The organism is Embleya sp. NBC_00888 (assembly GCF_045207655.1).
Classification (GTDB): Bacteria; Actinomycetota; Actinomycetes; order Streptomycetales; family Streptomycetaceae; genus Embleya.
Window position 1 is genome coordinate 147,561 of sequence record NZ_CP108786.1, and the last position, 13,713, is coordinate 161,273.

A 13,713-nucleotide genomic window follows, 5' to 3' on the forward strand; every position below is an offset into this window, starting at 1 on the left:
CATCCATTCTCGGCTCGTCACGCGCAGCCGCAGAGTCGCTGCAGCACGCTCAAGGCCGTCTCGCGGGCGGACAGGCGCCTCCCCTGGAACGCGGCCAGTTCATCCCGCCCTGCCCGCAGCCCCGACGACGCCCAGCAGGAGCAGAGTAGTAGTAGCCACATCTTGGGTGAAAAGGCATTTAGGGGACCGGCGTTCGAGCGGCGGAGGCTCCCGCCGAACCCAGAAGTCCAGAGGTCCTCCCCCTTCCGGGCCACCGCTCGGCTTGCTGCACCCGCCCCCGGCACCATTTGAAGGCCGACCGGACGGTTACTCCAGTCGAAGCCCGTGTTCGGTCAGCTGCCCAACATCCGACCCGTTCTGTAGCGGTACTGGAGGTGTACCAATCCGCAGGTTCCACTCCCGGCCCGTGGCGTAGGGGTGTTGAGTGGGGGCGTTGCTGTCGGGGCGCGGCGGTGGGGGTGACGCATGGGGTTGGTCGTGGTGCACGGGATCTGGAACCGGCAGCGGGGGATGTCGCTGCAAGCGGCGGCCGAGGGGCTGGCGGAGCGTGCGCGGTCGCACGTACGCAAAGGACTGACGGCCGCCGGACTGGTGGACGTTCCTGTGCCGAACGTGGTGATGGCTTACTACGCGCACCTGCTGGACGACGCGAGCGAGGAGCAGGCCGGGGAGCCCGCCGACCCACTGGAGGGCCTGTCCGAGCACGTGGAGGAACGCCTGAGGGAGTGGCTGCGAGCGGCGGGAGTACCCGAACCGACCGGAACGCAGGCCATGATGTGGGCGCCGCTGCGGGGGGCGCTGGGGTGGTTGGCGCGGCAGCGGTTGCACGAGTTGGGTGAGGACGCTTCGCCTACGCGTCGGGAGGAGTTCGTGCGTCGTTGGTCGCGCGCGTTCGTGGCATCGATCAGGGAGGTGGACGCCTACACCTCGATACGGTCGCGCCGCCTGGCGGTGCGCAACCTGGTGGCGAACCGAATCCGCGAGACCTGTCCTCGGGTGGTGGTGGCGCACTCGCTCGGGTCGGTGGTTGCATACGAGACACTGCACGCCTACCCCGACCTGCGGGTCGAGTTGTTGGTGACGGTGGGATCCCCGTTGGCGGTGTCCGGGATCTTCCCTGTGCTGGAACCGGAACCCCATCATGGTCTGGGGAAGCGTCCCGCCGGTGTGGACCGGTGGTTGAACATCGCGGACGTCGGCGACTTCGTCGCGACCCCAGCCGAGTTGGGTGGCCTGTTCTCCGGAGTGGAGCATGAGACGGTTGATGCCAAGATCGCGGACCCGCACACGCTGGGGATGTATCTGGGCCACCGCCTGACGGCGGCCGCGATCGCGCCCTACCTCGCCCTCTGAGGCTCGCACCGCGCAGATGCTGATGGCGGTCCAAACGGAGTCCGGCGGTCGAGTTCGTCCCATCGGGACAGGAGGGAGTGGGTGTGTGATGGTGCGGTCTTTGGTGGTGGGAGCGGGCAGCTTTCCCTCACGGATCGTGACCGAGGAGGAACACAGGGATGCAATCGCCCCTTTCGCGCCGCTGCCGCAGGTGGCGAACGCTGTGGAACAGGTGGCACGCGCGTTGACCCGTGCCGGTGTGGTGTCGGGGGTGCCGACGCTCGACCCCGACCGCGACGGGTTCCGCGACGTATGGGCACGGACGCTGGACGAAGCCGCGGGCGAGCCGCTGGTTGTGCACTTCAGCGGGCACGGCGAGGTCGCCCGCGACGGGACGAGCCTGTGTCTGGCCGTGGGCGGCAGCGAACGGGGCGACCGGTTGTGGGCAACCACGATCGAGGCGGGCGATTTGCTGCGCGACGTCGAGAACAGGTCCAGTGGGCCGGTGTTGTTCCTGTTGGACGTGTGCGGCGGCGGACAAGCGCTGGCCACCCAACTCGCCCAACGGCTGTCGGGAAACCATCGCAAGGCGTGGGTGATAGCGGCGTGCGCCGCCGACGAAACCACTCACGGCGCCCGCTTCAGCAACGCCACCGCCACCGTCCTGCGCAACCTCGCCGACGGCCGACTCGACCTCTCACCGGCGCTGGAGCACGTTCCCGTGTCCACCCTCGCCCGCGAGATCGACCGCGACCTCGCCCGCACTGCCCACACGAGCAACGCAACCCCACAGACCGTGGTACGCACTCCCCGCACCGAGGCGTACGTCGACCCGCCGCCGTTCTTCCGCAACCCCGCCCATGCCACCGACCCCGCTGGCCGCTACCTCGCCCGACTGGACGCCAGCCTGCGCCAGTTCGCCTTGGAGAGCGACCCGGGCCTGGACCCCGCCCACTTCGTCACCCGCGCCTCCGGCGCCCCCCACGGCACCTGCCTGTTCAGCGGACGCGACGGCGAACTACGCCGCATCCAAGGCTGGTTGGAGAACCCCGACACGGACAACGACCGGCTCCTGGTGGTCACCGGCGGACCCGGGTCGGGGAAATCCGCGCTCCTGGGCGTCACCGTCTGCGTCGCCCATCCCGCGCTCGAACCGATCAGGGGACCGGTTCTGGGCCGCGTCCAGGATCGCTTCATGCCCGATTCCCACGGCCACGTCCTGGCGGTCCACGCCCGCGAACGCACCCTCGCCCAAGTCGTCGACAGCCTCACTCGCCAACTCCCCGACACACCCCGAGCAATCCCGACCGTGCCCAGCCACTCGCCCGTTGGCGACCACAACCGTCTGTTCACGCGGCTACGCGACGTCGGACCCGTGACGATCGTCCTGGATGCCCTCGACGAGTCTCCCGAGCCCACCCACATCCTTGGCGAACTTCTCCTCCCTTTGGCCACCGCCGAAGACATCCCATGCCGGATCATGATCGGCACCCGCCCGTGGTGGGACGCCCTCCCCTCCCTCCACCGGGCCATCCGCGACCGCCCCGATCGTGTCTTGGACCTGGACACGCGCACACCTGACGAACTCACCCGAGAGCTCACCGGCTACCTCGCCGCGCTCCTCTACGGCCGCTTCCCCGCTGCCACGGCCCGGGCCATCGCGCACCGCCTTGCCCACGCCACCGAACACGGCGCATTCCTCATCGCCTCCCTCTACGCCGACCACCTCCTCCACCAGGACGCCACTGCAGACCACGACGTCGCGCGGATCACGGCCGAACTGCCCTGCAACATCACGGCTATGTTCGATCTCCATGTTGCCCGGCTCGCGCATGCCAACCCATGGATCCGCCCCGTTCTGGCCGCCCTGGGACAGGCCCGAGGCCGCGGAATACCCCTCGAACTCCTTCACGCCGTCGCCGTGGGTCACCATGGCCCCCACGCCGACGACGTGCTGCCCGCCGACATCACGGCAACTCGCGAAGCCCTCGCTCAGGCCTGGTTCTACCTGCGTACCGACGCCGACACCGACGGCCGTCTCCTCTACCGCTACTACCACCAAGCCCTCGCCGAACACACTGCGCACGTCGCCGACCCCACCACCACCCACCAAGCACTCCTGGACACCATCCCCCGAAGCAACGGACACCACCGGGACTGGGCACTGGCCCATCCCTACCTCCACCGCCATGCCCCCACCCACGCGGTCACCGCTGGTTACGGCGCATTCGACGAACTCCTCACCGATCCCGCATTCGTGCTCCACGTCGACCCCGACCACCTCGCACCCCACCTCCATCACGCCACCATCCCCGCCGCCGTCGACAACGCCTACGTCTACCGAACCACCACCACCCACCACCCCCGGCGCCACGACATCGAGGCCCGCCGCAGCCTGCTGGCCATCGACGCCGCCGCATGGCGAAAACCCGCACTCGCCCACGCCCTTGCCACCACCGCCCTGGACCACAAGACCGCTGGCGTCATTCCCCTCTGGGCCACCAGCCTCGTACACCCCGCACGCCGCCACACCCTCACCGGCCACACCAACGCGGTGTACACCGTGGTGACGCTGATCGTTGATGGCCGTCCGCACGCCGTCACCACCAGTTGCGACAAGACCGCGATCGTGTGGGACCTGACCACCGGAACCCGACGCCACACGCTTACCGGCCACACCCACCCGGTGAACTCCGTGGCGACGGCAACCGTCGATGGCCGTCCGCACGCCGTCACCACCAGTTGCGACGAAACCGCGATCGTGTGGGACCTGACCACCGGAACCCCACGCCACACCCTCACCGGCCACACAGACGAGGTATGCGCGGTCGCGACCGTGACCATCGACGGCCGTCCGCACGCCGTCACCACGAGCTGCGACGAGACCGCGATCGTGTGGGACCTGAGCACCGGAACCCGGCGCCACACCCTCAACGGGCACGCAAGCGCGGTGGCGACCGTGACCGTCGACGGCCGTCCGCTGGCCATCACCAGCTACGACAAGACCGCGGTGGTGTGGGACCTGACCACCGGAACCCGACGCCACACGCTTACCGGCCACACCCACCCGGTGAACTCCGTGGCGACGGCAACCGTCGATGGCCGTCCGCACGCCGTCACCACCAGCAACGACGAAACCGCGATCGTGTGGGACCTGACCACCGGAACTCCACGCCACACCCTCACCGGCCACACCCACCCGGTGAACTCCGTGGCGACGGCAACCGTCGACGGGCGCCCGCACGCCGTCACCACCAGCAACGACAAGACCGCGATCGTGTGGGACCTGACCACCGGAACTCCACGCCACACCCTCACCGGCCACACCCACCCGGTGCTCTCAGTGGCGACGGTGACCATCAACGGGCATCCACACGCCGTCACCAGCGGCTACGGCAAGATCGCGGTGGTCTGGGACCTGACCGCCGGCACCCGGCGCCACACCCTCACCGGCCACACCGACGTGGTGCTCTCCCTGGCGACGGCGACCGTTGACGGGCGCCCGCACGCCGTCAGCGCTGGCCACGACGAGACCGCGATGGTGTGGGACCTGACCACAGAACCTCGAAGTCGTGCTGCTCGCACCGGCCATACCAGCAGCGTGAACGCGGTGGCGACCGTGACGGTCAACAACCGTCTGCACGCTGTCACCACCAGCCACGACAAGACCGCGATCGTGTGGGACCTGACCACCGGAACCCCACGCCACACCCTCACCGGGCACACGCACCCGGTAAACGCCGTAGCAACGGCAACCGTCGACGGCCGGCCCCACGCCGTCACCACCAGCAACGACAAGACCGCGATCGTGTGGGACCTGACCACCGGAACCCCACGCCACACCCTCACCGGGCACACGCACCCGGTAAACGCCGTAGCAACGGCAACCGTCGACGGCCGGCCCCACGCCGTCACCAGCAACGACAAGACTGCGATCGTGTGGGACCTGACCACCGGAACCCGACGCCACACCCTCACCGGCCACACCGGCGTTGTGTACACCGTGGCGACGGCGACCATCGACGGGCGCCCGCACGCCATCACCACCAGCGACGACACCGCGATGGTGTGGGACCTGACCACCGGAACCCGACGCCACACTCTCACCGGCCACTCCCACATGTGGCACGCCGTGGCGACCATAACCGTCAAAGGCCGTCCGCACGCCGTCACCACGGGCCACGACAAGACCGCGCTGGTGTGGGACCTGACCACCGGAACCCGACGCCACACCCTCACCGGCCACACCGACATGGTGACTTCAGTGGCAACGGTGACCGTCGACGGGCGTCCGCACGCCATCACCACCGGCCACGACGAGACCGCGATGGTGTGGGACCTGATCAACGGGATCCGACGCCATACGCTCACCGGCCACACCAACGCGGTGATCTCGGTAAGCGCGGTAATCATCGACGGGCGTCCGCACGCCGTCACCACCGGCCACGACGGGACCGCGATGGTGTGGGACCTGATCACCGGGCTGGAGGTTTGTCGAATTCACAGCGCCCGGGCGCCCCGTGTCGCGGGAGTCGTAGCCGCGACGAGCACGGGACTTGTCGCCACGTTCGACCTCGACGTCGCCTGTTTCGTCTGGAACCTCACCCCTCACGCCTGCTGATCATTGTCCCGGCGGTACATCAACGCGGTCCGGAGTCGCGGCTCGCATTGGTTAATCCGGCGGGCTCGCCGCGGCCCACCGACCATCGGTTCGCGGACCGGACTCGCGCCAACTACGCCAAGGTCCAGCCGACTTCGGAGATCCTGACTTGTTGAATCGTCACCAGATGCTCGGTCTGCAGCCGTAGCGTCCAGGGTGCCGATCGGCACTGGCTCGCATAGCTCCTTGCCGTCCTCCGGGACTGGCTCATGATTAGCGTGCCGCCGCCGATCGGCATCCGCGCGGTGTGGCTCGACAGAGGCATGAATGTGTGATCACTACTTCAAGTCAGGGTGCCCACCGCACACTTCTGCCGCTTCGAACAGGTCGGGATGCGCGTGATAACCATCGGGATCGACCCCCACAAGTCCTCTCACACAGCCGTCACGATCGATATCGGGGGAGGGAAGATCGGCCAGCGACGGTTCGTCGTCAACGCCGGCACCTTCGCGCAGCTGATGCGTTGGTGCGAGCAGTGGCCCGAGCGCCGGTTCGCGGTCGAGGGAGCCGGTGGGCTCGGTCGAACGCTCGCCCAGCAACTGGCCGCGGCCGGCGAGGACGTCGTGGACGTTCCCTCGACACTCTCGGCCAGAACCAGGCTCCTTGCCACCGGCGGCGACCGCAAGACCGACCCCGCGGACGCCCTGCACGTGGCCCAAGTCGCGCTCTTCCGGACCGACCTTCGCAAGGTGGCCGCAGAGGATCAATCCACGATTTTGCGGTTGTTGACGGACGACCTGGTCAACGAGCGCACCCGCGCGATCAACCGACTTCACGCGGTCCTTCGCGACCTGCTGCCCGGAGGCGCGCCCACACGGCTCTCGGCCGACAAGGCCGCCGTGCTGATGAAAGGGCATCCGCCCCGCGACCGCGACCGACAACTGCCGGCGCGACATCGCCCGGGACCTGCTGGCCGATGTGCGGCGACTGGACCGGCAGGTCAAGGACAACGAGGTCCAGATGCGCGACGCCGTGGCGGCGTCCCGAACCACGTTGACGTCGCTGCCCGGGCTCGGCACCGTGCTGGCCGCAAAAATCCTCGGACACGTCGGCGACGCCGCCCGCTTCCCCACCGAGCACCACTTCGCCAGCTACGTCGAAAGCGCACCGTTGGACCCCTCGAGCGGGAAGAACGTCCGGCACCGGCTGAACACCGGCGGCAAACTCCGCTCTCCACATCATCGCGATCTGCCAGATCCGTGACGGCGGCCGCGGCCAGGAGTACTACCTGCGCAAGATCGCCGAAGGCAAGACACCCGCCGAGGCCCGCCGAGCACTCAAGCGACGCTTGTCGAACGTTGTCTATCGGATCATGAAACGCGACCAACGAAAGCAACTCGTAGCAGCCGCTTGACACACAGAGGCGCTAATCAATGAATGCTGGGCACCCCGATTCCTTGACGAGATCGAACGCCTGTGCCTACTGGGGCCGTTCCAGCCGGCCGTCCGGAACCCTACGCTCCCACCGTCACCTTTCGGCCTTTCGCGCGAACGCTCACCGAACACCGCAGCGGCGCTCCGCAGGGCCTCGGTTCCCCGGGTGTCCGGTGAGACATGGGTGAGCGCTCCGGAGCCCTGTTCGCCGTCACGAAGTGGGCGGTTTCGGCGAACCTGCGCCGGAAGCTCCCAGCCACACCAGGCCCGCAGATCGGACGTGGCGCTCATCAGTTCCTGGGGGATCCTCGCGAGGCCACAGCAGCCGCACCAGCCAGGGGCACACCAGGTCGTACTCTCCCCTGGCCAACAGGTGGATCGCGGCGATGCGCCCGCCTCGGCGCGGGCGTCTACGCCCCTGTCGTGAGTATTCGCCACCGTTCCGTCCCACGCCGGAAGCCGCAGCGCAGGACACGACCATCTGCGACGGAGCCACCAACGACGCGCGGTCGATCACCGGCCGCAGCCGCGCCTGCCGACGCATCCTGTGTACTTGCGGGTGTCTGCCTCGCGATTCTGCTCCTCTCCGCTAGCATCACTCGGGTCGCGAAGCGGGACCGGGGTGTCCGGGCAGGCAGAGAGTTACGCGATGCGTGTTGGTCGACTGGCAATCTAGGTACGGGAGCGGCAGCAGTGACTGATGCGTCCGATGGTGCAGTCGTGCTGACCGGTGGGCGCATGGCCTCGGAGGTCCTTCGGAGGCATGACACGGTTCTCAGACCCGCGTCGGATTCCTCGGAATTCATGGCGTCCCTCCTGAAGATCCTGGATCAGGGGAACTTCCCAGGTGCTCCGAAATACCTGGGCCAGGTCGACGAGAAGGACGTCCTGACTTACATTGCCGGGGATGTTCCGTCACGTTTTCGCCCGTGGTCGGACGATCAGGTCCGCGCGGCGGCCCGTCTCTTGCGGGGTATGCACGACGCGACGCGGGGAAGCGCGCTGGCGGGCCGGTTCGACGTGGTGTGCCATCACGATCCCGGGCCCAACAATTTCGTGTTCCGGGACGACGTGCCGATTGCGATCATCGACTTTGCGGAGGCCGCTCCGGGCAGTCGGCTCGAGGACGTCGGCTACATGGCCTGGACGTGGACGATCTCGTCCAAGCAGGTAATGCCGCTGCAAGAGCAGGCGGACCAGGTCCGGGTGATCGCGGACGCGTACGGCTTGGAGGATGTGGAGCGGCACGCCTTGGTCGACTGCGTTCTCGAGCGTCAGTCGCGGAACGTGCGGTTCTGGGCGGAGTTCCTGGCGCGGCCGGAGACGGCTCCTGCGGCTCCGGACGTTCTGGCGGACCGGATTGCCTGGAGCAGGCGAGAGGCCTCGTTCGTCTACACCAACCGTGAGGTCTTCGACCGGTCGCTGTCCTGATCCCTCGTGACCGGGTTGCCTGCGGCGTCCGCGCCCGGGCTGCTGGGTGCGGGCGGAAGGCCGAACATGGCTCCGTTGTCGCGGGCGAGCCGGGCGATGTCCGCGGGCCGGCCTTTGCGCGTTGCGTAGGGCGCGACGGGGCGGTCGAGTGGCGGGTTGGCCAGGAAGAGCACGGTCAAGCGTCGCGGGAGCCGGTGGTTGCGGACGTGGTGGTACAGCGGGGGGATGTCCCCGCCGGTCATCGCGGTGAGCAGGCTGCCGGGCATGGCGAGGAGTTGGCTGTCCGTCCCGGGCACGGGTTCCATCTTCCCTGCGGTTTCGATCTCCAGGCCGGGGCCGTCGGCGACCGCCAGTGTCAAGAGGTGGCCGTCCTCGTGACGGTCCTGGAGCAGGTCCCGGTCGCTGGGGTGGTACCAGTTGACCTCGAGGTAGGAGTAGTCGCGAAACGGCAGCGGCTCACTGTGGCCGCCGTAGTGGGCCGCGATGCCCGCGAGGGCGTCCGCGGTGATCCGGGCGGTCACGTCCCAGTAGGCGCCGAGCGCCGCCAGGAACGGTGCGACGGTGTGCGCGTCGTGGTCCGGGACGGTGGCGGGTCGATCCGCCCAGTAGGTGAAGCTCTCGTTCATGTCGGGGCGGTCGGGGCTGATGGAGTACTGACGGCCCCAGGGGCGGAAGCCGTAGTTGAAGTCGATGCTGCCATGGGTGCGTTTGACGGCTTCGTCCTGTCTGAAGAAGTCCGTGGCGGCGGTGCGCAGCGCGGCGAGGGTTCGGCGGTCGTCGGCGTCGAGGTCGACGCTCGCGCGGGCGTGCCGGAGCAGCTCGGTGGTGATCGTGTGTGCGGGCAAGACTGGCTCCCTGGGTGGGTCGGGGCGGGGTGGCTGGTGGCCGGTCACAGGAAGTAGAGGCGGCCGAGGGCGGTGTGTGGGGCGGGCGGGGAGCTGATGGGGGTGTCGTCCAGGGTGACGCGGCTGCTCGCGGGATCCACGCGCACGGTGGCGGTGCGGTTGTTGAGGTGCATGGTGGCCAGGCCGATGGTGCGGGTGTCGCGGACGGGGACGCGGCGTCGGCGGGTGGGCAGCCGGTCGGCGCCCGTGTCGTGCGCTGCTTGGCTGACGAAGGCGACGGACAGGTCGGCGGCGGTTTCGCCGTAGGCGCCGAACTGCTTTCCGAGGGTTTGGGGTTGGCAGGATTCGGTGGATGCGTTCGGGTCTCCGGTGACGCCGTAGGCGGGGTAGCCGGCTTTGAGGACGAGGTGGGGTTTGGCGCCGAAGTAGCGGGGGTCCCACAGGACAATGTCGGCGAGTCGTCCGGGGGTGAGGGCGCCGATCTCGTGTGCCATGCCGTGGGCGAGTGCGGGGTTGATGGTGAGTTTGGCGATGTAGCGCAGGATGCGTTCGTTGTCGTCGGAGCGCGTGGGTGCGTCGGGGTCGAGGGTTTTCATCTTGGCGGCGACGGCGAAGGTGCGGCGTACGGTCTCGCCGATGCGGCCCATGGCCTGGGAGTCGGAGGAGGTGATGGGGATGACGCCGAGGTCGTGGAGGACGTCTTCGGCTCCGAGGGTTCCGGTGCGGATCCGGTCGGCGGCCAGGCGCATGGCGTCGGGGTTTGCGGGGTCGAGGCGGTGGACGGTGGCGATCATGTGGAGGTGTTCGGCGGCGGTGTCGCGGGTGAAGGGCAGGCCGGGGTTGGTGGAGGAGCCGATGATGTTGGGGACACCGGCCAGTTGCAGCACGTTGGGGGCGTGGCCGCCGCCGCAGCCTTCGACGTGGAAGGCGTGCAGGGTTCGGCCGGCGATGACGGCGAGGGTGTCGTCGACGTAGAGGGCTTCGTTGAGGGTGTCGCTGTGGAGGGCGACTTGGACGTCGTGTTCGTCGGCGACGGTCAGGGCCGTGTCGAGGGCGCGGGCGTGGGCGCCCATGTCCTCGTGGACCTTGAAGCCGGATGCGCCACCTTCGGCCAGGGCTCGGACGAGGCCGGCGGGGTGGGAGCTGGATCCCCTGGCGAGCAGGGCGATGTTGACCGGCCATGCGTCGAACGCGCGTAGTGCGTGGCGCAGTTCGGCCGGGGCGGTCACACCGCAGCCCCAGGTCGGGCCGAAGTTCTGGGAGACGATCGTGGTCACCCCGGCGGCGAGGGCGGCGTCCAGAATGCGCGGGGACACGAGGTGGACGTGGGTGTCGACGATGCCGGGGGTGGCGATGAGGCCTTCCCCGGCGATGACGGTGGTGCCGGTGCCCACGACGACGTCGACGCCTTCGAGGGTGTCCGGGTTGCCGGCACGGCCGATGGCGTGGATGCGGCCGTGCTTGATGCCGATGGAGACCTTGCGAATCCCGGCGATCGGGTCGACCAGGATCGCGTTGGAGACGACGAGGTCGCAGGTGTCGGCGGTGGGTTCGGCTTTCATGTGCATGCCGTCGCGGGCGGTCTTGGCGTAGCCGGTCACGAACTCCTCGCCGCGACGTTGTGCGTCGTCGACGACGCGGAGCACCAGGCCGGTGTCGGCGAGGCGGATCCGGTCGCCGGTGGTGGGCCCGTGGAGCTGGGCGTAGTCCATGGGGTTCATGTGGGGTGGCCTTCCTGCGGGGGCGGGTTCCCGGTGTCGAGGTAGCCGTCGGCGCGGGCGCGAAGGAGTGCCCTTTCGCGTGTGCCGGGGGTGTCCAGGGGGCCGTCGACCAGGCCGGCGAAGCCGATGGCGATGCGGTCGCCGCCCAGTGGGGTGAGGGACACGGTGTGGGTGGTGCCGGGGGCGAAGACGAGGACGGAGCCGACGGGAAGGGCGGGGCGTCTGCCGTAGGCGGTGCGGCGGTCGAAGGCGAGCGCCCGGTTCGCTTCGAAGAAGTGGAAATGGCTGCTGACGCTGATCGGGACGTCGCCGGTGTTGGTGACCGTGACGTCGACCGGGTCGGCGTAGTCGGCTGAGGGAGCGGGCGCGCACAGTACGGCGCCGGGCGCGGTCGACGGGTCTGCGGTGGTGGGGATGGGCACGGTGATCACGATGAGCTTGGTGCCGTCGTCGAAGGTGGCCTCGACTTGGATCTCGTCCAGGATGTGCGGGACGCCGGGCAGGACGTCGGCGGTGGTGAGGACGCGGCGTGCGGCAGCGGCTGCCTCGTCCAGGCGGGCGCCGTCCCGTGCGGCCTCGCAGGCGGCGTGGGCGATGAGCGCGGTGGCCTCGGGAACGTTGAGCAGGACGCCCCGGGCGCGTCGTTCTCGGGCGAGCAGCGTGGCCAGATAGAGCTGGAGTCGGTCGCTTTCGGCGGGGGTCAGGCGCATGGGGTTCTCCTCGTCACCACTGTTCGGGGCCGGGTGCTACTCGCCGATGACCACGCCGCAGGCCTTGGCGTGGGCGCGGATCGTCGTGCGGGCCTGCGCGAGTTCGTCGAAGGTCACCTCGGGCATGAGCGCGGTGGCGTAGTCGCGCATCGCGTCCTCGGGAGGGATGACGGCCTGCCCTGCCCAGCGCCGGGCGATCTCGGTGCGGACCGGCCCGTCGGCGATGTGCAGGCCCAGGCGGGAGGCCGCCGCCTGCGCGGCGTCCGGGTCGGTGAGGTAGGTGTAGTCCCGGGCACCGGGCTGCGGGGACAGCACCTCGACGTCGACCGCGGAGAAGACCCCGTTGCTGCCGCCTTCGGAGATCAGCGCGCGGATCCGCTGCACGTTCTCCTCCAGCAGGGCACGGTTCATGCCGATGTGACCGACGACGAAGCCGGCCCGGATGAGCAGGCCGTGGTCGCGGGCGGTGGTGATGGCCGTCGAGTTGAGTTCGTACAGCCGCTCGGCCTCGGTGAGGACGTCGCGTCGGCGTCCTCCGACGGGCTTGTTCATGGCGGCCAGCGACAGGGGCGCGCCCGCGTCCATGCCGATCATGATCTGGCGTACGCCCAGGTCGGTGAGCAGTGCGGTGCGCCGGGGGTCGGCGATGCCGTCGGCGCGTCCGTAGCCGACCAGGACGGGGCGGTCCCGGTCCGTGAGGGCCGACCACCATGCGGGCCGGGTGTCGCTCATGGCGGTGAGGAGTTTGGCGAAGGTCAGGGGCAGTTCGTCGGCGGTGAGGTAGAGGTAGTCGTAGCCGGCCGTGAAGGCGGCCTCGACGACGTCCCAGGCCTGGGCCGCGTTGAGTTGGTTGCGCCACAGCATTCCGGGGTGGATCGAGCAGAAGCTGCACGCGTCGTCGCCCGCGAACTTTACGCATCCGCGCCCGATCTCGACGGGTACGCCCGCGGTGACCTTGCGGCCGTGGAGCTCCCGCAGGCGTGGCGCGATTCGGGTCTGGAAGTGCCCGGTGTACAGGGGGGTTTGGTGGAAGGCGCGGTCCACGAGGGTGTAGTCGAATCGGGTGAAGACGGGTTCGGTGCCGGGCGGGGTGAGGTGGGTTCCGTCGGTGGTGCGGTGGACGAGGCCGGGGAAGGCGCCGGGGTCGACGGGTGCGCCGGCGCGCAGGGTGGCGATGAGGCGGGTGAACGGGCCGATGATCTCGTTGCCGACGAATCCGTAGTCCAGGCTCGGGGCGGCGGTCATGCATTCGCGCCACAGGGAGGAGAAGTGGTCGTTGCCCGCGACGGTGGTGATGCGCGGGTCGGTGTCCTTGGCGTGGCGCGCGATGAGGACGCCGGCCTCGAAGTTCGCGGTCAGCATGCCCAGGCAGACGGCGAGGATGTGCTCGGCGTGGTCGGTGATGTAGGTGAGGACGTCATCGAGGTCGATGACGGTGCCGTCGATGTAGACCGGGGTGATCTGTGGGTTGTCCTCGAGGGCGGACGCGAGGGACAGCGCGCCCAGACACAGGAAGTCGGACCAGTCGCTGTGCTCCTCGGGGCGGGTCACGGTCAGCAGGCGGCCGGTGATGACGGTGTTGGAGTTGGGAGGGACGACGACGAGGACCTGGTCGCGGGGCATGGCGGCTCGCTTTCGGT

Annotated in this window: 8 protein-coding genes and 1 pseudogene; 5 read left to right on the forward strand and 4 right to left on the reverse strand. The window is 69.1% G+C overall.

Going from position 1 to position 13,713, the window contains the following annotated elements:
- The first annotated feature begins 465 nt into the window (after positions 1-465).
- From OG948_RS60230 to OG948_RS60250, 5 genes and pseudogenes are all read left to right on the forward strand, one after another.
- Positions 466-1,353 carry a hypothetical protein gene (locus tag OG948_RS60230; protein WP_331733657.1) on the forward strand — a complete coding sequence of 296 codons (888 nt, stop codon included), beginning with the start codon at positions 466-468 and terminating at the stop codon, positions 1,351-1,353.
- An 88-nt stretch (positions 1,354-1,441) separates the two neighbouring features.
- The gene (locus OG948_RS60235) at positions 1,442-5,953 is read left to right on the forward strand and encodes a hypothetical protein (RefSeq protein WP_331733659.1); all 4,512 of its coding nucleotides are present in this window, start codon (positions 1,442-1,444) and stop codon (positions 5,951-5,953) included.
- 371 nt (positions 5,954-6,324) lie between these two features.
- Positions 6,325-6,732 (forward strand): annotated as a pseudogene (locus OG948_RS60240) (transposase); the annotation flags it as partial.
- 178 nt (positions 6,733-6,910) lie between these two features.
- Positions 6,911-7,195 (forward strand): transposase, encoded by a 285-nt coding sequence (locus OG948_RS60245; RefSeq protein ID WP_331733661.1) that lies wholly within the window; start codon positions 6,911-6,913, stop codon positions 7,193-7,195.
- A gap of 864 nt (positions 7,196-8,059) precedes the next feature.
- Entirely contained in the window at positions 8,060-8,797 is a 738-nt protein-coding gene (locus OG948_RS60250) for a phosphotransferase family protein (protein WP_406300986.1), read from the forward strand.
- Here the strand turns inward: OG948_RS60250 and OG948_RS60255 are convergent.
- From OG948_RS60255 to OG948_RS60270, 4 genes are read right to left on the reverse strand one after another with little or no spacing between them, the layout of a single operon-like run.
- A complete protein-coding gene (locus OG948_RS60255; protein WP_331733665.1) occupies positions 8,758-9,642 on the reverse strand; it encodes a hypothetical protein in 885 nt (294 codons plus the stop codon). The genes OG948_RS60250 and OG948_RS60255 overlap by 40 nt on opposite strands.
- A gap of 44 nt (positions 9,643-9,686) precedes the next feature.
- The gene (locus OG948_RS60260; RefSeq protein ID WP_331733666.1) at positions 9,687-11,363 is read right to left on the reverse strand and encodes an urease subunit alpha; all 1,677 of its coding nucleotides are present in this window, start codon (positions 11,361-11,363) and stop codon (positions 9,687-9,689) included.
- On the reverse strand, positions 11,360-12,073 hold the full coding sequence (ureA, locus tag OG948_RS60265) for an urease subunit gamma (RefSeq protein ID WP_331733668.1): 714 nt from the start codon (positions 12,071-12,073) through the stop codon (positions 11,360-11,362). Before ureA ends, OG948_RS60260 begins: the two co-directional genes overlap by 4 nt.
- 36 nt (positions 12,074-12,109) lie before the next feature.
- Positions 12,110-13,696 (reverse strand): hypothetical protein, encoded by a 1,587-nt coding sequence (locus OG948_RS60270; protein ID WP_331733670.1) that lies wholly within the window; start codon positions 13,694-13,696, stop codon positions 12,110-12,112.
- Positions 13,697-13,713: the final 17 nt, after the last annotated feature.

Bases quoted from the DNA above. Each gene is read 5' to 3' on its own strand.
- OG948_RS60230 (WP_331733657.1), top strand. From the start codon at position 466: ATGGGGTTGGTCGTGGTGCACGGGATCTGGAACCGGCAGCGGGGGATG.
- OG948_RS60270 (WP_331733670.1), bottom strand. From the start codon at position 13,696: ATGCCCCGCGACCAGGTCCTCGTCGTCGTCCCTCCCAACTCCAACACC.
- ureA (WP_331733668.1), bottom strand. From the start codon at position 12,073: ATGCGCCTGACCCCCGCCGAAAGCGACCGACTCCAGCTCTATCTGGCC.
- OG948_RS60235 (WP_331733659.1), top strand. From the start codon at position 1,442: ATGGTGCGGTCTTTGGTGGTGGGAGCGGGCAGCTTTCCCTCACGGATC.
- OG948_RS60260 (WP_331733666.1), bottom strand. From the start codon at position 11,363: ATGAACCCCATGGACTACGCCCAGCTCCACGGGCCCACCACCGGCGAC.